We start from the raw sequence: 18,127 nt of genomic DNA on the forward strand, positions 1-18,127 counted from the left end.
GCCCTTTTTGTTTTTGTCGCGCTTCGGGCTGCGATCGATTGTCGCAGCCGGGCGCCGGCAGTGTCGCGCGGGCTGCGCTACGATACGGAACTGTCGGCGGGGGCCTTGGATGGGCAATTCGTGGCGCCGCAAGCCGATAAAAACCAGCTAGGAGGGCACGTATGGTGGTGGTATTGATGCTCACGACGGTGCCGGACGCGGCGACGGCCGCGGCGCTCGCCCACGGCGCGCTCGATGCGCGGCTTGCCGCGTGCGTGTCCGAACTCGGTGCGATCAAGTCGCGCTACCACTGGCAGGGCAAGGTCGAAACGGCCGACGAGATCCAGTTGCTGTTCAAGACGAGCCCCGTGCGCTCGCTCGAACTGGAGCGATTTATTCTCGCGCATCATCCGTACGAGACGCCGGAAGTCGTCTCGTGGCAGGCGACGGCTTCGGCCGCGTACGGCCAGTGGGTGACGAACGAAACTCAACGTCTATTTCATGTTTAACGGTATGGCGCTTTCCGTACGCGTGCGCGCGCTGCGGGTCCTCGCAGTCGTGTTGTCGTTCATGTTGATGCTGGGCGGCCTGTCGGCCGCGCGCGCGGCGGACGATTTTCTCGATCCGTCGGTCGCATTCAAGTTCAGCGCGAGCGAAGCGCCGGGGCAGGTCGACGTCCGCTTCAAGGTCGCCAATGGCTATTACCTGTACCGCGAGCGGTTCGCGTTCGCGGTGAAGGGTGGGCAGGCGACGCTCGGCGATCCGCAGTTTCCGGCCGGTCACGTCAAGTTCGACCAGACGTTCCAGAAGGAAGTCGAGACCTATCGCGACGAGGTCGTGATTCATGTGCCGGTCAAGCAGGCCGCGGGGCCGTTCGAGCTTGCCGTAACGTCGCAGGGATGCGCCGACGAAGGGATCTGCTATCCGCCCGCGGAGCATGTCGTGAAGGTCGACGGCGCGGCGCTGGGCGCGGCAGCGCCGGCCGGCGGCGCACCGGCCGCGGATACCTGGTTCGACAAGGTCACGAGCGCGGATTTCGCGCAGTCGCTGCTCGAGGGGCACGGCTTCTTCACGATCGTCGCGCTGTATTTCGTCGCGGGCGTCGTGCTGAGTCTGCTGCCCTGTTCGTATCCGATGATTCCGATCGTGTCAGCGATCATCATCGGGCAGGGTACGCGGGCGACGCATGCGCGCGGCTTTGCGCTGTCGCTGACGTACGTGGTCGGCATGGCGCTCGTCTATACGGTGCTGGGCATCGCGGCGGCGCTGGTCGGCCAGAGCCTCGGCGCGTGGCTGCAGAATCCGTGGGTGCTCGGCGCGTTCGGCGTGCTGCTCACGGCATTCGCGGTGTCGCTGATTTCCGGCAAGGACATCGCACTGCCCGAGCGCTGGCAGAACGGTGCGGCCGAAGCGTCGCGCGCGCGGCAGGGCGGTCACTTCGTCGCGGTCGCCGCGATGGGCGCGTTGTCGGCGCTGGTCGTCGGTGCATGCATGACGGCACCGCTGTTCGCGGTGCTCGCGTTCATCGCGCACACCGGCAATGCGTGGCTCGGCGGCGCCGCGCTGTTCGCGATGGGGCTCGGGCTCGGCGTGCCGCTGCTCGTCGTCGGCATCGGTGCCGGCACGGTGCTGCCGCGCGCGGGCGCATGGATGGATGGCGTGAAGGTGTTCTTCGGCATCGTGCTGCTCGCGGCCGCGCTGTGGATCGTGTGGCCGGTACTCGCGGGCGGGCTCAAGATGGTGCTCGCCGCGTTGTGGCTGCTCGTCGCGGCTGCGGCGCTCGGCCTGTTCACGCCGCATGCAGGCGCCGCGTCGATCTGGCGCCGTCTCGGTCGCGGCCTCGGTGCGGCGCTCGCGATCTGGGCAGCCACGCTGCTCGTCGGGCTCGCGGCGGGCTCCAACGACCCCGTGAAGCCGCTCGCCGTACTCGCGGCGCGCACCGTTGCGTCGGGCGATGCATCGGCAGCGAGCGCGGCTTCGACACAGGCGGGCCCCGCTTTCGCGTCGGTGCGTTCCAGCGGTGAACTCGACGCGCTGCTGAAGACATCGAGCCGGCCGGTGATGCTCGACTTCTACGCGGACTGGTGCGTGAGCTGCAAGGAAATGGAGCATCTGACGTTCACCGATTCGCGCGTGCAGGCGCGGCTCGCGCAGCTTCACCTGGTGCGCGCGGATGTCACCGCGAACAATCCGGACGACCAGGCGCTGCTCAAGCGCTTCAACCTCTTCGGGCCGCCGGGCATCATCTTCTTCGATCGCAACGGCAACGAAATCGGCCGCGTGGTCGGCTATCAGGCGGCCGACACGTTCCTGCGCAGCCTCGATCGCGCGGCGGTGCCGACGGTGTAACGCGCGCCCGCGCAACTGCGCGCTCGCTGCACCTTGCGGACGAGCAAATGCAAAACGGCGGGACACCGATGAAGTGTCCCGCCGTTTTTGTTGACGCTCGCCTTCGTGCGACTCAGCGCTGCGCTTTCAGCAGACGGGCAGCATCGAGCGCGAAGTAGGTGAGGACACCGTCGGCGCCTGCGCGCTTGAATGCGAGCAGCGATTCGAGCACGACCTTGTCGTGGTCGAGCCAGCCGTTCATCGCGGCGGCCTTCAGCATCGCGTATTCGCCGCTCACCTGGTACACATAGGTCGGGAACCGGAACTCGTCCTTCACGCGGCGCACGATGTCGAGATACGGCATGCCGGGTTTGACCATCACCATGTCGGCGCCTTCGTCGATATCGAGGCGTACTTCGCGCAACGCTTCGTCGCTGTTCGCCGGATCCATCTGGTAGGTCATCTTGTTGCCCTTGCCCAGATTGGATGCCGAGCCGACCGCATCGCGGAACGGACCGTAGAACGCCGACGCGAACTTGGCCGAATAGGCCATGATGCGCGTGTGGATATGACCGTCGCTTTCCAGCATTTCGCGGACCGCGCCGATGCGGCCGTCCATCATGTCCGACGGCGCGACGATGTCGACGCCGGCTTCCGCCTGCGCGCGCGCCTGGTCGACCAGGATCTCGATCGTCTCGTCGTTGATCACGTAGCCGTTTTCGTCGAGCACGCCATCCTGGCCGTGGCTCGTGTACGGATCGAGCGCCACGTCGGTCAGCACGCCGAGTTCGGGGAAGCGCTTCTTCAGTTCGCGCACGGCGCGCGGGATCACGCCTTCCGGATTGGCCGCTTCGCGACCGTCAGGCGTCTTAAGCGACGGCTCGATGGCCGGGAACAGCGACAGCACGGGCACGCCGAGTTCGACGCATTGCTCGGCGACATGCATCAGCAGATCGACCGATACGCGCTCGACGCCGGGCATCGACGGGACGGCCTGGCGTTCGTTGGTGCCATCGACGACGAACACCGGATAGATCAGGTCGTCGGTGGTCAGGCGGTTTTCGCGCATCAGGCGGCGGGAGAAGTCGTCGCGGCGCATCCGGCGCGGACGATGAAGCGGATGGAAGCTCATGGCGATTTGGCAGAAATCAGGGCAAGAAGAACCTTACGGAACCCTTAGGTCATTTTCGAGATCGTTGGTATATGATAGCGATCGAGCGGCACGCGTCGCGTGCAACTCCCCGCTTCTCCTCCCTGAGCGGGTGCCTGTCGTTATTCGATTAGGCTGTTTGACCCGCCGTTCGACGGCGGGTTTTTTTATGAGCCGGCCGAATCGACAGATACCGCCAGGTGCGCACGGCCGATCCGGGCCGCGCGTTGCCCGCTCATTGTGCTACAGGCTCGCCTTTTTCGTCGGCGGCGGACGGCCGCACCCAGCTCTCGATCAGTTCATGAGCCTCGTCGAGCCCCGTGCGCTTCAGCGCCGAGAACAGCTGGACCGTCAGCTTGCCCTTCACGCCCTGGTCGCGATACGCGTCGAGGCCTTTCTGCGTGTTGCGCAGCGCGTTGATGCTTTCCTGGCGCGTCAATTTGTCGCACTTCGTCAGCAGCGTATGGATCGGCTTGCCGGTCGGCGCGAACCACTCGATCATCCGGCGATCGAGGTCGGTCAGCGGGCGGCGCGAATCCATCATCAGGATCAGCCCGCACAGCTGCGAACGCGTCGCGAGATAGGACGACAGCAGCATTTCCCAGTGGGCCTTCGCGGCCCCCGGCACTTCCGCGTAGCCGTAGCCGGGCAGGTCGACGAGGTTCGCGACGGGCTCGGCGGCCGGGCCGACGGAGAAGTAGTTGATGTGCTGGGTGCGGCCGGGCGTCTTCGACGCGAAGGCGAGCCGCTTCTGGTTGCACAGCACGTTGATCGCCGTCGATTTGCCGGCATTCGAGCGGCCCGCGAACGCGATTTCCGGCTGAACCGTCGGCGGCAGGTCGCGCAGATGGTTGACGGTCGTGTAGAAGCGGGCTTGATGGAGCAAAAAGGCCATGGGGAAAACCGGAGGGACGGGGCGGCGTGAGCCGCTTGGTGGAGGCGGGGTAGCCCCGATAGGCGCGGGAGCTTTCAGCGCGATATTGTACAATACGCCGGTTTTGCCGACGGGCTGCAGGCGCCTGCCTCGCGCTTTTATGCAGCTTCTGCGGTAGACTGGTCGACGTCGTTTTTTGCAGAACCTCAAATTCCCACAAGACGAAACAGGGTGTGCGAATGAATCGACTGTGCAAGTCTCTGATGGTGCTTCAGGTTGCAGCAGGGTTCGTAGGTTTCGTAGCGGAGGCAAACGCGGCAGATGCGGCAAAGCCGGATCTCGACCGCGGCAAGGCGATCGCCGGGCAAGTTTGCGCGTCGTGCCACGGTGCCGACGGCAACAGTGCATCGGGCAGTTTCCCGAAGCTCGCCGGCCAGCATCCCGAATATCTGGTCAAGCAGTTGAACGACTTCAAGACCCAGCCGGGCGCGAAGGGGCCGGCGCGGACCAATCCGGTGATGGTCGGGTTCGCGAGCGCGTTGAGCGCGGACGACATGCGCAACGTCGCCGCGTATTACGGGTCGCAGACGACGAAGCTCGGCACCGCGCGCGATGCGGCGACCGTGCCGATCGGCCAGAAGATCTATCGCGGCGGCATCGCGGAAAAGGGAGTGCCCGCCTGCGCGAGCTGCCACGGGCCGACGGGACAGGGAATTCCGGTGCAGTACCCGCGTCTGTCGGGGCAGTGGGCCGATTACACGGTTGCCCAGTTGACTGCGTTCCAGCAAGGTGCCGGCGCGCGCAACAACAACGAGGCGATGCATCAGATCGCATCGCGTCTGTCGGACAACGAGATCAAGGCCGTCGCGGATTACATCGCGGGCCTGCGTTGAACGGACGGTCGCGAATGGAATGACCGGGCGCCCGAAGGGCGGCCGGAGTCAGAACAAGAAAAGGGTGGGGCGCCGCGTGATTGCGGCCGCCTTGCCCTTTTTTGTTGTCAGTCGGAGTTTGAATGAGCGTTACCACGTCGGGGTTGCAGTCGAAGTCGGGTCAAAGTGCGTCCAGGCGCGCGGTCGAGCTGCTGAGCTCGATGCGCTTCGCGATCGCGCTGCTGGTGGTGTTGTCGATCGCGAGCATCGTCGGCACGGTTCTGACGCAAGACGACCCGTATCCGAACTACGTGAACCAGTTCGGGCCGTTCTGGGCCGACATCTTCCGGTCGCTGGGCCTGTACAACGTGTACAGCGCGTGGTGGTTCATGCTGATCCTGATCTTCCTCGTCGTGTCGATCTCGCTGTGCGTGATCCGCAACGCGCCGAAGATGCTCGCGGATGCGAAGAGCTGGAAGGACAAGGTCCGCGAAGGCAGCCTGCGCGCGTTCCACCACAAGGCCGAATACTCGGTGTCCGGCACGCGCGCGAGCGTTGCGGCCACGCTCGCCACGTTCGTCACCAAGGCAGGCTACAAGCACGTCGTGCGTGAATCCGAAGGTGCGACGCTGATCTCCGCGAAACGCGGCGCGCTGACGAAGTGGGGCTACATCTCCGCGCACCTTGCGATCGTCGTGATCTGCATCGGCGGCCTGCTGGACAGCAACCTGCCGATCAAATTCCAGATGTGGATGTTCGGCAAGAGCCCGGTCAACACCAGCGCGACGATCAGCGAGATCTCGCCCGACCATCGGTTGTCGGCATCGAACCCGACGTTCCGCGGCTATGCGTGGGTGCCGGAAGGCCAGTTCGTGTCGACCGCGATCCTGAACCAGCCGAGCGGCTCGCTGATCCAGGACCTGCCGTTCTCGATCCAGCTCAACAAATTCATCGTCGACTACTACACGACGGGGATGCCGAAGCTGTTCGCGAGCGACATCGTCGTGATCGATCGCGAGACGGGCCAGAAGATTCCGGCGCGCGTCGAGGTCAACAAGCCGTTCACGTACAAGGGCGTGTCGATCTATCAGTCGAGCTTCCAGGACGGCGGCTCGCAGATGGAGATGACCGCCTACCCGATGACGGGCGGCAACGCGAAGACCTTCGCGGTGAAGGGCACGATCGGCAGCACGGCGCCGCTGCAGATGCCCGGCAGCGACGGCGACACGATCGAATTCTCGGACTTCCGCGCGATCAACGTGGAGAACATGGCGGACGCGAACGGCAAGCCGGACGTGCGCGGCGTCGCGAAGACGGAATCGCTCAAGGAAGCATTCGACGAGCGGCTCGGTTCGGGCGCGAAGACGTCGAAGCCGATGCAGCTCCACAACATCGGCCCGTCGGTGCAGTACAAGATTCGCGGCAAGGATGGCCAGGCACGCGAATTCAACAACTACATGCTGCCCGTCGACATGGGCGGCACGCGCGTGTTCCTCGCCGGCGTGCGCGCGAGCCCGAACGACCCGTTCCGCTATATGCGGATTCCGGCCGACAGCCAGGATTCGATCGGCGAATGGATGCGTCTGCGCGCCGCGCTCGAGGACCCGGCCGTGCGCGCCGACGCCGCCGCACGTTTCGCGCAGCGTTCGCTGCCGACGACCGAAGCGTCGCTGCGCGGCCGCCTGCAGGACAGCGCGTTCAAGGTGCTGACCCTCTTCGCGGCGAGCGACGACAGCATCGGCCGCGGCGCCGACGGCCAGCCGGTCGGCGGCTTCCAGGCAGTGGCGACGTTCATCGACCGCTCGGTGCCGAAGGCCGAGCAGGAAAAGGCGGCGAGCCTGCTGTTGCGCATGCTCGAAGGTTCGATGTGGGAGGTGTGGCAGATCGCGCGCGAGCGCGCCGGCGAGCCGGCCGCGCAGCAGGGCACCGACACGATCCGCTTCGTGCAGAACGCGATCAATGCGCTATCCGACAGCTTCTTGTACGGATCGCCGGTCTATTTGCAGCTCGACTCGTTTAAGCAGGTGCAAGCTTCGGTATTTCAGCTGACGCGCGCACCCGGCAAGAATCTGGTGTATCTTGGCAGCCTGCTGTTGGTCGCCGGCATCTTCTCGATGTTCTACGTGCGCGAGCGGCGGCTCTGGTTCTGGCTCAAGGACGCCGGTTCGGGCGTCGATGTGGTGATGGCGATGTCCACGGCCCGCAAGACCTTCGATTTCGAGAAAGAATTCGTGCAGACGCGCGACGCGGCCGGCGCCGCCTTGCGCGCCACGCCGCGCGACGCCGCACCGGCCGGTGCGGCAGCGACTGTCCGTCCGCCTGCCGGCGACGGTTCCGATTCCGAGAATTCCACCCGGTAACATCATGGATCTCACTCAAGCTTCCTCTTCCCGTTCGGGGCCGGTCCAGGCCCCGAATCCGGCGCCATTGTTCGACGACCGCCCGTTCCTCGCGCGCCTGTCGATCGTCGACTGGATCTTCGCTCTGGCACTCGTGGTCGGCGCGGGCTATGCGTTCGTGCATTACAACGAACACATGAATTACTACGACAAGGCGGTGATGATCGGCACCGTGCCGGCGCTTGTCGCACTGGGCTGGCGCTGGAAGCCCGCGCGGCTGATGATGGCGTCGATCGCGGTGCTGTCGCTGCTGTCGATCCAGATCTACCAGGGCGATCTCGCGCGCGCCGATTCGGCGTTCTTCCTCAAGTATTTCCTGTCGAGCCAGTCCGCGATCCTGTGGATGAGCGCGCTGTTCGTGCTCGCGACGATCTTCTACTGGATCGGCCTGCTCGCGCGCTCGGAGTCGGGTTCGGCGATCGGCCAGAAACTGACGTGGGTCGCGGTGCTGATGGGCTTCACCGGCCTGATGGTGCGCTGGTACGAGTCCTACCTGATCGGTGCGGACGTCGGGCATATCCCGGTGTCGAATCTGTATGAAGTATTCGTGCTGTTCAGCCTGATAACCGCGCTGCTCTACCTGTATTACGAAGGCCACTACGGCACGCGCTCGCTCGGCGCGTTCGTGCTGCTGGTGATCAGCGCGGCCGTCGGCTTCCTGATGTGGTATTCGGTCGCGCGCGATGCGCAACAGATCCAGCCGCTCGTGCCGGCGCTGCAGAGCTGGTGGATGAAGATCCACGTGCCGGCGAACTTCATCGGCTACGGCAGCTTCGCGCTGTCGGCGATGGTGTCGGTCGCGTACCTGATGAAGGAGCGCGGCGTGCTCGCCGATCGTCTGCCGTCGCTCGAGGTGCTCGACGACGTGATGTACAAGTCGATCGCGGTCGGCTTCGCGTTCTTCACGATCGCGACGATCCTCGGCGCACTGTGGGCGGCCGAAGCCTGGGGCGGCTACTGGAGCTGGGATCCGAAGGAAACCTGGGCGCTGATCGTGTGGCTCAACTACGCGGCCTGGCTGCACATGCGCCTGATGAAGGGTCTGCGCGGCGCGGTCGCCGCGTGGTGGGCGCTCACGGGCCTGCTCGTGACGACATTCGCGTTCCTCGGCGTCAACATGTTCCTGTCGGGGCTGCACAGCTACGGCAAGCTGTAAGATTTCCGACGTTGGTCCGACGAAAGACCGCCGGCGCACTGCGTGCCCGGCGGTTTTCTTTTGTAACGGGCGGGCCGTCCGGGCGTCGAACGGCGCAGGGCAGGGCGGGTCGAACGCTCATGACGCGTGCGCGCCGCGCATGCAGGAGGAGCAGCACGATGTGGATCAAACGTTCTTTGCAAACCGTACTGACGGGCGGTGATATCGCGCAGAGCCAGATTACGCCGCGCGCGGTGTTCGAAAACCGGCGGCGCGTATTGCAGGCTGCCGGCCTGGCGGCGGCGGGCGGCCTGCTCGGCGGCAGCGGCGCGGCGTTGGCGGCCTATGCGTCGCCGGACGCGCGGGCCGCGAAGCTCGCGGCGAAAACCAACCCAAGGTTCGTCGCGGCCGACAAGGTGACGCCGTTCAAGGACATCACGTCCTACAACAACTTCTACGAATTCGGCACCGACAAGAGCGACCCGGCGCAGAACGCGGGCACGCTGCGGCCGCGCCCGTGGCGCGTGAGCGTCGAAGGCGAGGTGCTGCACCCGAAGGTGTTCGATCTCGACGAACTGCTGAAGCTCGCACCGCTCGAGGAGCGCGTGTACCGGCTGCGTTGCGTCGAAGGCTGGTCGATGGTGATTCCGTGGATCGGCGTGCCGTTGTCCGAGCTGATCAAGCGCGTGCAGCCGACCGGCAACGCGAAATACGTGCAGTTCATCACGCTGGCCGATCCGTCGCAGATGCCGGGGTTGTCGACGCCGGTGCTCGACTGGCCGTACTCGGAAGGGCTGCGGATGGACGAGGCGATGAACCCGCTGACGCTGCTGACGATGGGCGTGTACGGCCAGGTGCTGCCGAACCAGAACGGCGCGCCGGTGCGGATCGTCGTGCCGTGGAAGTACGGCTTCAAGAGCGCGAAGTCGCTGGTGAAGATCCGCTTCGTCGACAAGCAGCCGAAGACGAGCTGGAACACCTATGCATCGAACGAATACGGTTTCTATTCGAACGTGAACCCGAACGTCGATCACCCGCGGTGGAGCCAGGCAACCGAGCGCCGGATCGGCGAGGACGGCTTCTTCACGCCGAAGCGCAAGACGCTGATGTTCAACGGCTATGGCGATCTCGTCGCGTCGATGTATCAGGGCATGGATCTGAAAAAGAACTTTTGAGCGCGCCCGTGAGAAACGATATCCGTTCTTCGACGCTGACGCCCGCGCGCGCGTCGGGCATGCGCACCGCTGCCGCCGGTGGTTCCGGCGGCGGTGCGGTGCGTACCGCCTCGCCGCGCTGGCTTGCCCCTGCCAAGGTGCTCGTTTTCGCGGCCGGCCTCTATCCGCTCGCACGGCTGGTGCTGTTCGGGCTGACCGATCGGCTCGGCGCGAATCCGATCGAGTTCATCACGCGTTCGACGGGCCTCTGGACGCTGGTGATGCTGTGCATCACGCTCGCCGTCACGCCGCTTCGGCGCATGACGGGTGTTCCCGCGTTGCTGCGCTTTCGGCGGATGATCGGCCTGTTCGCGTTCTTTTACGCGACGCTGCATTTCACGACGTATCTGTGGTTCGACAAGTGGTTCGACGTGCTCGCGATCCTGAAGGACGTCGGCAAGCGTCCGTTCATCACGGTCGGCTTCGCCGCGTTCGTGCTGCTGATTCCGCTGGCCGCGACGTCGCCGCGCGCGATGGTGCGCCGGCTCGGCCGTCACTGGGCGACGCTGCATCGCGCGATCTATGCGATTGCGTTGTTCGGCGTGCTGCATTTCTGGTGGATGAGGGCCGGCAAGCACAATCTCGCGCAGCCGAAGCTTTACGCGACGATCGTCGCGGTGCTGCTCGGCTGGCGGCTGCTTGAATGGGCGTGGCGGCGCATCCGTGCATGACGATGCGAACGCGGGAAAACAAAAGGCGATGACGGGAAGTCATCGCCTTTGTTGCGAGTCAAGCCGCGCGGGCGGCGGCGTGCGGTTACTGCGCGACGGCCGGGCCCGATGCGGGCATCGCGGCCCTCGACGCATCGCTCGACAGCTCGGGCGACAGCGTGAGCGGTGTGCCGGAAGAATCGGGAATGCTCTCGGACGACGCGTTTTCATCGGTCGGCGTGACGTCCGACGGCGGCGTGTCCTGCTGGATGGGCTTCGCCGGCAACGGCGGCACGGTGGGCAGATAGAGCGGGCCGCGTTGACCGCAGCCGGCAAGTATCGCCAAAGCCGCTACAATCGCGCTCATCCGGAAAACGACTCGCATGATCGTCCCTGAACAATTTAACCGATAGAGTTTAGCATGTCCGATACTGAATACCTGGCCCGTGCCGAGGCCGTGCTGGCGGCCGTCGAGCGCACCGTGGATGCCGCGAACGACGGCGATCACGACATCGATCTGGAGCGCAACGGTAGCGTGCTGACGCTGACGTTCGAGAACGGCTCGAAGATCATCATCAATCTCCAGCCGCCGATGAAGGAGCTGTGGATCGCCGCGAAGGCGGGCGGATTCCATTACCGTTTCGTGGACGGCGAGTGGCGCGATACGCGCACCGGCACCGAGTTCTTCGCGGCGCTCACCGACTACGCGACGCAGCAGGCCGGCCTGCCGATCACGTTCGGCGCGTAACGTCCGGCGCTCGCGCGCCCGGCGCCCGTTGCGCCGGATCGAAGCCCAATAAAAAAGCGCCCTGGCGGGCGCTTTTTTCATGCTCGGGGCCGCCGGTATCAGTGGCCGCGGAACAGGTTCATGATGTCCTGCTTCTCCTGCTCGTCGACGTGCGGCACGGGTTCGTCGGTGTTCTGCACCGCCGGCGCCTGCGGCACGCCGACCGTCGACACGAAGCCGTGCCCCGGCGTGAACTCGGTGAAGTACAGCTCGCTGCCGAGCGTCTGGACATCGTCCGGCATCGTCGGCTTGAATTCCGGCACGCCCTTCAGCGCCGCGCCCATGTAGTCGATCCACACAGGCAGCGACAGGCCGCCGCCGGTTTCGCGATCGCCGAGGCTGCGCGGGTTGTCGTAGCCGATCCACGCGATCGCCGCGAGCGTGTGCTGGTAACCGGCGAACCATGCGTCGTGCGAATCGTTCGTCGTACCGGTCTTGCCGGCGAGGTCGGTGCGCTTCAGCACGTTGGTGCGCGCGCCGGTGCCGCGCTGCGCGACGCTTTGCAGCAGGCTGTTCATCACATACGCGTTGCGCGCGTCGATTGCGCGCGGCGCATTCTGCTCGGCGATGAGCGGCTGCGCACGGGCGACGATCGCGCCGTTCGGATCGGTCACTTCGGCGATCAGATACGGATTCACGCGGAAGCCGCCGTTCGCGAACACCGAGTACGCGCCGGCCATCTGCAACGGCGTGACCTGGCCCGCACCGAGCGCCATCGGCAGGTAGGCCGGATGGCGCTCGGCGTCGAAGCCGAAGCGCGTGATGTACTGCTGCGCGTACTTCGTGCCGATGTGGTTCAGGATGCGGATCGACACGAGGTTGCGCGAGCGCTGCAGCGCGGTGCGCATCGACATCGGGCCTTCGAAGCCGCCGCCGTAGTTCTTCGGCTCCCACGGCTGGCCGCCGGTTTCCGCGGCGCTGAAATACAGCGGGCCGTCGTTGATCACCGTGGCCGGCCCGAGGCCCTTGTCGAGCGACGCCGAGTAGATGAACGGCTTGAACGACGAACCCGGTTGCCGCCACGCCTGCGTGACGTGGTTGAACTTGTTCTTGTTGTAGTCGAAACCGCCGACGAGCGAGCGGATCGCGCCGTCCTGCGGGACGATCGAGATGAACGCGCCTTCGACCTGCGGCAACTGCGTGATCGCCCACTTGCCTGCGTCGTTCTTCACGACCCGGACGATCGCGCCCGGACGGATGCGCCGGTTCGGCTGAGCGTTGGCCGACAGCGCGCCCGACGCGAAGCGCAGGTTGTCGCCTTCGATCGTCGCGCTGCTGCCGTCGATGAACGCGACGGTGATCTGGCGCGGCGATGCGGCGGTGACGACCGCCGCGATCAGTTCGCCGTTGTCGGGATGCTCAAGCAGCGCATCGTCGATCGCCTGCTCGCGGTCGTCGGCGCCGGCCGGCAGCTCGATGAAGCCTTCCGGCCCGCGATAGCCGTGGCGGCGCTCGTAATCCATGATGCCCTTGCGCAGCGCCGTGTACGCGACCTGCTGGTCGGCGGAGTCGATCGTCGTGATGACGTTGAAGCCGCGCGTGTAGGTTTCCTCGCGGTACTGCGCGTACATCATCTGCCGGACCATTTCCGCGACGTACTCGGCGTGCACGCTGAACTCGCGGCCCGCGCCCTTGACGACGAGCGGCTGAGCGACGGCTTCGTCGTACTGCTCGCGCGTGATGAAGTTCAGCTCGAGCATCCGCTGCAGGATGTACTCCTGACGCACTTTGGCGCGCTTCGGATTGACGACTGGGTTGTACGCGGACGGCGCCTTCGGCAGCCCGGCGAGCATTGCCGCCTCCGCGAGCGTGATGTCCTTCAGGTCCTTGCCGAAATAGACCCGCGCGGCGCTTGCGAAACCGTACGCGCGCTGGCCGAGATAGATCTGATTCATGTAGACCTCGAGAATCTGATCCTTCGTCAGTGCGCGCTCGATGCGGTACGCGAGCAGCATCTCGTAGATCTTGCGCGTGTAGGTCTTTTCGCTCGACAGGAAGAAATTGCGTGCGACCTGCATCGTGATCGTGCTCGCGCCCTGCGACGCGTGGCCGTTCGTCAGCGCGACGAAGCCAGCGCGCGCGATGCCGGTGAGGTCGACGCCGCCGTGATCGTAGAAGCGCGCGTCCTCGATCGCGAGGATCGCCTTCTTGAGCGAGTCGGGCACGTCCTTGAAATGGACGATGTCGCGGCGTTCCTCGCCGAATTCGCCGATCAGCACGTGATCCGACGTGTAGATCCGCAGCGGTACCTTCGGACGATAGTCCGTCAGCGCGTCGAGCGACGGCATGTTCGGCCACGCGACGACGAGCGCGTAGCCAAGCACGAGGCCGCCGGCCACGACGAGGGCCACGCACATCGCGGCCAGGCCGATCAGGACTTTCAGCCACCAGGACCGCTTCTTCGGCTCGGGCGCGGGAGGCGGGGACGTAGGAGACGTGGATTGCATAGGCATACCGGAAAACAGTCCCGCGATTATAGCTGCCCGGTAAGGCGGCCCTGACGCGGGGGGCGTCCGCCGGAGCGCGGCGGATCGCGGTGCCGCCAGTATGACGTCCGCGGGCCCGTTTCGAGTCACGACTGGCCGTTCGGCCGACTGTCGGGCGCACACGCCGCTTTGCAGAATCAAGCCTCGGAAACGCGGCGTGGGCCGCGACGATCGCGGGAGGCTGGGATGGAAGGACGATGGGCGGCGCGGTTCGCGCCAGGCAGGCACCGCTCGACGGGCATCGACGTCGGGGCGGACGAGGTGAGGGTAGCCGTGCTGAGCCGGCGCGGCCGGATCGCCGATGTGCGGGTCGAAGGACTCGAGCGGGAGCCGGTCGCGCTGGCGGGCGGGCCGGAGGACGCGCGCTGGGCTGCGGTCGCACGCGCGTTGGCGGCGGCCGTGTCGCGGCTGGCGGCGGCGGGTGTGCGCTGCGACGCGCGCGGCGTGATGGCGCTGCGCGATGACGAGATGCGAACCGCGACACTCGATCTGGCCGGTCGCGACGACATCGCGGACGCCGCCCGACAGGCGGCCGAAAGGATCTCCGGGCTGCCGCCGGACAACCTCGCGTTCGACTGGCGGCAGGAAGACGATGCATGCCCGGGCGAGATTGCAGTCGCCGCGGCGCCGCAGGCATTGCTCGAGCGCCGGATCGACGTGGCCGCGCAGGCCGGCATCGATCTGACGGCCGTCGACGGCGAGTCGGCTGCCGCACTGCGCGCGTTGCGCTACGCCGCGCAGTTCGAGCCCGACGCGCACGGCCCGTATGCCGCGTTCTGGTTCAGCGACACGGGCGTGCGCGGGTGGCGGATCGACGGCGCGATCGCGGCGCCGGTGCTGGCGCTGTCCGGCGACGTGCGGCCGGCGTTGCCTGACGCGTTGCGCCAGTGCGTATTCGAGCCGGTGCGCTGCGTGCTCGTGGCCGGCGACGAGCGCTCTATCGCCCGCTGCGGCACGTCGGCCGCCGATATCGGCGATGCGCTCGGGGTGGCAGTCGTGCCGTTCGATTGCACCGGATGGGATGGGCTGCCGGGTGTACCCGTCGGCGTACCGGGTAGTCCGGCGTTTGCCCTCGCGATCGGGCTCGCGCTGCGCGGGGTGTGGGAATGACGGCCGGTATGAGTTTCGGGCGCGCGCCCGCTGGCCATGTCACGCTCGGCGGCTTCAATTTGCTGCCGTACCGCGAGCGGCTGGCGCAGGCGCTGCGCCGGCGCCGTGCCACGCAATGTGCGGTGGCGATCGTGCTCGGGGCACTTGGGGCGTGCGTCTGGACAGGGGCGGCGACAGCGTGGCGATGGCGCGTGGATGCCGAGCGCACGCAAGTGGACGCGCGGCTGCGGCAATTGCAGCCGCAGGTCGATGCCGCACGGCGCGCCGCCGGCGTGGCCGCCGATCACGCGCAGCGCGATGCGCGGGCGGTCGCCCTTGCCGGGCCTTACTTGCGCGTTGCCGGGCTGCTCGCGACGCTGGCACAGGTTCGCGACGACACCGTCCGGCTCGACGCATTGCGAACGACATCGTCGGGCGCCGAGCTCGACGCGCGTGCGGCGAACTACCGTGCGGCCGTGCGGTGGCTCGCACGGATCGCCGCCGAACAGCGCGACTGGCGATTCGATATCGGTGCGCTGACACCGGCTTCAGCCGCGCCGGGCGCGGGTACGGCCGTGCCGTTTCGCTTTTCCGTGCAGATGCGCTGGCACGACGCGCCGCCGCGACAGAAGGCACCGGGAGGCGGCGCATGACCGCGATCATGCATCGGTCCATGCCTGACGGTGCCAAGTGGCTCGGCCGCATGACGCGAATGTCGCCGGCCGCAATGCACGCCGTCGGCTGCGTGGTGGCATTCGCGTTCGTGATGGCGGGCGGCATTCAACTGATGAATGCCGTCGATGCGAGCGGACTCGCACGCAGCCGCGCATTGCTGGCAACGGCGCAGATACGGGCCGCCGACGCACACCGGCTGCTCGCGACCGCCGTACCCCGGCGCGATATTGATCCGGCTGCCGGGCGCGACGCCAGCTCGCCGCGTGTGCCGGGGTGGCCCGCGCTGATGCTTGAACTGGCTGATGTGGTCCGGGCAAGCGGACTGCAGGTCGTGTCGATCGAGCCGCGGCACACCGACGAGGCCGCGCCGGATGGCCGGCGCACGGTGCGGATCGTCGCCGATGGCGGTTTCCCGGCGCTGCTGCGCCTGATGGGCGAGTTCGCGAGTTTTCCGGCGCTGGTGGTGCCGTCGCGGCTGCATATCGAGAGGAAATCACCCGCGTCGCGGGTCGACATGACGATCGACGTGTTTCCGGCGCTGCCGGCGGCGCGGATTCCGGTTGGCGCGGAGGCGGTGCTTGCTGGTGCGCCGAGCGGCGATCCATTCGGGGAGCCCGCTTCGCAGACGATGGCCGACGACATGACGCCGCGCCTGGCCGGCACCATTCGCGACGCCCGCGCCGGGCTCGCGCTGTTCGATGCTGGCGACGGCGCATTCGCGGCCGTCGCACCGGGCGAGGTGTTCGGGGTGTCGCGTGTGGTGAGCGTCGATGCCGGTGCCGTGACGGTGGCGACGGCCAGTGGCGCCCGCCGATTCGTCGTGGACGACGGAGGCCGCTCATGACGAAGCACGGATGGTGGGCGATCGCATTCTGGGCCGGATCGAGCATGGCCACCGTGGACGCGGCGCTACCGCCTCTGCCGCCGGCCGGCTGGCCGACCGGATCGATACGGGCATACTCCGAGGACACGCCGCTGCCGCAGGACAGGCCGGACGGCATGAACGGCGCGGACGGCGACGCGCCGGCGCACGGTGCTTCACTGCCGTTTGACGAGGCGGCTCGCGCGGCGCTTCAGGCAAACGCTGCGGCACCGTCACCGCGGCTGGAAGGGCCGCCGATTCCGTTACCTCCGCCGACGCGCATGAGCGATGCCGCGGCCCGGCATCCCGGCGATGCGGACGACGCGCGGCGCATCTCGCTGAATTTGCAAGGCGTCGCGCTCGCGGCGGCATTCGACGCGCTCGCGCGATTCACCGGGCTGAACATCATCGTCGGCGAGCAAGTGCGCGGTACCGTGACATTACGTCTGAACAATGTCGGATGGCGCGATGCATTCGATACGTTGCTCGACACACACGGACTGGCGATGTCCCGGCGCGGCAACGTGATCTGGGTCACTCCCGCGGCCGAACTCGCGGCGCGGGAGCGCGAGCGCTTCGAGACGCACGCACGCGCGGCCGAGCTCGAACCGCTCGAGAGCCGAACCTTCGCGCTGCATTACCCACGCGCGCAGGACGTGCAGCGGCTGCTGGCGGGGGCGACGGGCCAGCGCCTGCTGTCGAAGCGCGGCGCCGCGGCAGCCGATCCGCGCATGAACTTGTTGTTCGTCACCGATCTGGCGCCGCGCATCGAACAGATCGCGAGCCTGATCGACGCGATCGACCGGCCGTCGCGGCAGGTCCGGATCGAGGCGCGCATCGTCGAGGGCGAACAGGGATTCTCGCGCAATCTCGGCGCGCGCGTCGCGCTGCGGGCCGAAGGGCGGGCGCCCGTGGCCGACGGGGCGGCGTCCGCGACGGACACGCGCAACACGCTCGATCTGGCCGCGCGGCCGCTTGGCGGCTTCGAGGCGGCGACGGCCGGCTTCACGTTGTTCGCCGCGCCGCTCAGCCGCGTGCTCGACGTCGAGTTGAGCGCGCTCGAGGCGCAAGGGCGGGGCCAGATCGTTTCCAGCCCGCGCGTGGTGACGGCCGACCGCGTGAAGGCGATCGTCGAACAGGGCTCAGAGCTGCCGTACCAGGCGAAAGTCGGCAATGGTGTGAGCGGTGTGCAGTTCCGCCGCGCGACGCTGAAGCTCGAGGTCGAGCCGCAGATCACGCCGGACGGGCGCGTCGTGCTCGATCTGGACGTGACGAAGGACAGCATCGGCGAGCCGACGGCGGCCGGCCCGGCGATTCATACCAAGCACGTGCAGACGCGTGTCGAGGTCGAGGATGGCGGAACGGTCGCGATCGGCGGAATCTACGAGCAGTTGAACCGGGACGATGTGACGCGGGTGCCGCTCTTGGGCAAAATACCGGTTCTGGGCGCGCTTTTTCGGCATCGCGCGCGCCGCGACCAGCGCAACGAACTGGTCGTCTTCATCACGCCGACGGTCGTCGGCGCGCGTTGCGAAACGGCCGGCGCGGGCGGCGCGAATGCGGGAAAAACGGGGCCTGAAGCCGGCGGCGCAGGCTCGACAAGGCAGCCGCTTTGCCAGTAAGCTGC

Annotated in this window: 16 protein-coding genes; 12 read left to right on the forward strand and 4 right to left on the reverse strand. The window is 66.8% G+C overall.

Translation table 11 applies throughout. The features are described 5' to 3' along the window. Positions 1–161: 161 nt before the first annotated feature. On the forward strand, positions 162–488 hold the full coding sequence (gene cutA / locus WS51_RS12325; protein ID WP_069229257.1) for a divalent-cation tolerance protein CutA: 327 nt from the start codon (positions 162–164) through the stop codon (positions 486–488). Continuing rightward, complete coding sequence (dsbD, locus tag WS51_RS12330; RefSeq protein ID WP_059505744.1) at positions 481–2,328, forward strand: protein-disulfide reductase DsbD; 1,848 nt, start codon at positions 481–483, stop codon at positions 2,326–2,328. Before cutA ends, dsbD begins: the two co-directional genes overlap by 8 nt. A 112-nt stretch (positions 2,329–2,440) precedes the next feature. On the opposite strand, the gene hemB is transcribed toward dsbD, so the two are convergent. Continuing rightward, entirely contained in the window at positions 2,441–3,439 is a 999-nt protein-coding gene (hemB, locus tag WS51_RS12335; RefSeq protein ID WP_059505746.1) for a porphobilinogen synthase, read from the reverse strand. Positions 3,440–3,692: 253 nt separating this feature from the next. Continuing rightward, on the reverse strand, positions 3,693–4,352 hold the full coding sequence (gene yihA / locus WS51_RS12340; RefSeq protein WP_059505749.1) for a ribosome biogenesis GTP-binding protein YihA/YsxC: 660 nt from the start codon (positions 4,350–4,352) through the stop codon (positions 3,693–3,695). Positions 4,353–4,570: 218 nt separating this feature from the next. Here yihA and WS51_RS12345 point away from each other — a divergent pair, with 218 nt between their 5' ends. From WS51_RS12345 to msrQ, 5 genes are all read left to right on the forward strand, one after another. Then, positions 4,571–5,224, forward strand: coding sequence for a c-type cytochrome (locus WS51_RS12345; RefSeq protein ID WP_059505751.1), 654 nt, complete (start codon positions 4,571–4,573; stop codon positions 5,222–5,224). A 122-nt stretch (positions 5,225–5,346) separates the two neighbouring features. After that, positions 5,347–7,563, forward strand: coding sequence for a cytochrome c biogenesis protein ResB (locus WS51_RS12350; protein WP_059543989.1), 2,217 nt, complete (start codon positions 5,347–5,349; stop codon positions 7,561–7,563). 4 nt (positions 7,564–7,567) lie between these two features. Further along, the gene (gene ccsB, locus WS51_RS12355) at positions 7,568–8,758 is read left to right on the forward strand and encodes a c-type cytochrome biogenesis protein CcsB (protein ID WP_069229258.1); all 1,191 of its coding nucleotides are present in this window, start codon (positions 7,568–7,570) and stop codon (positions 8,756–8,758) included. A gap of 158 nt (positions 8,759–8,916) precedes the next feature. Continuing rightward, positions 8,917–9,912, forward strand: a complete 996-nt coding sequence (gene msrP / locus WS51_RS12360; protein WP_059794229.1) for a protein-methionine-sulfoxide reductase catalytic subunit MsrP — start codon at positions 8,917–8,919, stop codon at positions 9,910–9,912. A gap of 20 nt (positions 9,913–9,932) precedes the next feature. Beyond that, on the forward strand, positions 9,933–10,622 hold the full coding sequence (msrQ, locus tag WS51_RS12365; RefSeq protein WP_081073722.1) for a protein-methionine-sulfoxide reductase heme-binding subunit MsrQ: 690 nt from the start codon (positions 9,933–9,935) through the stop codon (positions 10,620–10,622). 85 nt (positions 10,623–10,707) lie between these two features. On the opposite strand, the gene lptM is transcribed toward msrQ, so the two are convergent. Continuing rightward, positions 10,708–10,986: an LPS translocon maturation chaperone LptM gene (lptM, locus tag WS51_RS12370; RefSeq protein WP_059449845.1), complete on the reverse strand. Its 279-nt coding sequence runs from the start codon at positions 10,984–10,986 to the stop codon at positions 10,708–10,710. 36 nt (positions 10,987–11,022) lie between these two features. Between lptM and cyaY the strand changes: the two genes are divergently transcribed. Continuing rightward, the gene (cyaY, locus tag WS51_RS12375) at positions 11,023–11,349 is read left to right on the forward strand and encodes an iron donor protein CyaY (protein WP_059449844.1); all 327 of its coding nucleotides are present in this window, start codon (positions 11,023–11,025) and stop codon (positions 11,347–11,349) included. Between the two features lie 98 nt (positions 11,350–11,447). Here cyaY and WS51_RS12380 read toward each other — a convergent pair whose 3' ends face one another. Next, complete coding sequence (locus tag WS51_RS12380) at positions 11,448–13,835, reverse strand: penicillin-binding protein 1A (protein ID WP_155773593.1); 2,388 nt, start codon at positions 13,833–13,835, stop codon at positions 11,448–11,450. Between the two features lie 225 nt (positions 13,836–14,060). Here WS51_RS12380 and WS51_RS12385 point away from each other — a divergent pair, with 225 nt between their 5' ends. The 4 genes from WS51_RS12385 to WS51_RS12400 are packed head-to-tail and all read left to right on the forward strand — an operon-like array spanning position 14,061 to position 18,122. Continuing rightward, positions 14,061–14,984 (forward strand): type IV pilus biogenesis protein PilM, encoded by a 924-nt coding sequence (locus tag WS51_RS12385; RefSeq protein WP_069229260.1) that lies wholly within the window; start codon positions 14,061–14,063, stop codon positions 14,982–14,984. Next, entirely contained in the window at positions 14,981–15,616 is a 636-nt protein-coding gene (locus WS51_RS12390; protein ID WP_060258347.1) for a hypothetical protein, read from the forward strand. Before WS51_RS12385 ends, WS51_RS12390 begins: the two co-directional genes overlap by 4 nt. Beyond that, positions 15,613–16,482, forward strand: coding sequence for a pilus assembly protein (locus WS51_RS12395; RefSeq protein WP_069229261.1), 870 nt, complete (start codon positions 15,613–15,615; stop codon positions 16,480–16,482). The genes WS51_RS12390 and WS51_RS12395 overlap by 4 nt, the downstream gene beginning before the upstream one ends. Then, positions 16,479–18,122: a type IV pilus secretin PilQ gene (locus tag WS51_RS12400; RefSeq protein ID WP_069229262.1), complete on the forward strand. Its 1,644-nt coding sequence runs from the start codon at positions 16,479–16,481 to the stop codon at positions 18,120–18,122. Before WS51_RS12395 ends, WS51_RS12400 begins: the two co-directional genes overlap by 4 nt. Positions 18,123–18,127 lie beyond the last annotated feature (5 nt).

The sequence above is a fragment of the Burkholderia territorii genome, assembly GCF_001718335.1.
Lineage (GTDB): Bacteria > Pseudomonadota > Gammaproteobacteria > Burkholderiales > Burkholderiaceae > Burkholderia > Burkholderia territorii.

Excerpts from the sequence above, each read along its gene's own strand:
- WS51_RS12390 (WP_060258347.1), top strand. The coding sequence starts at position 14,981 with ATGACGGCCGGTATGAGTTTCGGGCGCGCGCCCGCTGGCCATGTCACG.
- msrP (WP_059794229.1), top strand. The coding sequence starts at position 8,917 with ATGTGGATCAAACGTTCTTTGCAAACCGTACTGACGGGCGGTGATATC.
- lptM (WP_059449845.1), bottom strand. The coding sequence starts at position 10,986 with ATGCGAGTCGTTTTCCGGATGAGCGCGATTGTAGCGGCTTTGGCGATA.
- WS51_RS12380 (WP_155773593.1), bottom strand. The coding sequence starts at position 13,835 with ATGCAATCCACGTCTCCTACGTCCCCGCCTCCCGCGCCCGAGCCGAAG.
- cyaY (WP_059449844.1), top strand. The coding sequence starts at position 11,023 with ATGTCCGATACTGAATACCTGGCCCGTGCCGAGGCCGTGCTGGCGGCC.
- dsbD (WP_059505744.1), top strand. The coding sequence starts at position 481 with ATGTTTAACGGTATGGCGCTTTCCGTACGCGTGCGCGCGCTGCGGGTC.
- yihA (WP_059505749.1), bottom strand. The coding sequence starts at position 4,352 with ATGGCCTTTTTGCTCCATCAAGCCCGCTTCTACACGACCGTCAACCAT.
- cutA (WP_069229257.1), top strand. The coding sequence starts at position 162 with ATGGTGGTGGTATTGATGCTCACGACGGTGCCGGACGCGGCGACGGCC.
- WS51_RS12395 (WP_069229261.1), top strand. The coding sequence starts at position 15,613 with ATGACCGCGATCATGCATCGGTCCATGCCTGACGGTGCCAAGTGGCTC.
- WS51_RS12400 (WP_069229262.1), top strand. The coding sequence starts at position 16,479 with ATGACGAAGCACGGATGGTGGGCGATCGCATTCTGGGCCGGATCGAGC.
- hemB (WP_059505746.1), bottom strand. The coding sequence starts at position 3,439 with ATGAGCTTCCATCCGCTTCATCGTCCGCGCCGGATGCGCCGCGACGAC.
- ccsB (WP_069229258.1), top strand. The coding sequence starts at position 7,568 with ATGGATCTCACTCAAGCTTCCTCTTCCCGTTCGGGGCCGGTCCAGGCC.
- WS51_RS12350 (WP_059543989.1), top strand. The coding sequence starts at position 5,347 with ATGAGCGTTACCACGTCGGGGTTGCAGTCGAAGTCGGGTCAAAGTGCG.
- WS51_RS12345 (WP_059505751.1), top strand. The coding sequence starts at position 4,571 with ATGAATCGACTGTGCAAGTCTCTGATGGTGCTTCAGGTTGCAGCAGGG.
- WS51_RS12385 (WP_069229260.1), top strand. The coding sequence starts at position 14,061 with ATGGAAGGACGATGGGCGGCGCGGTTCGCGCCAGGCAGGCACCGCTCG.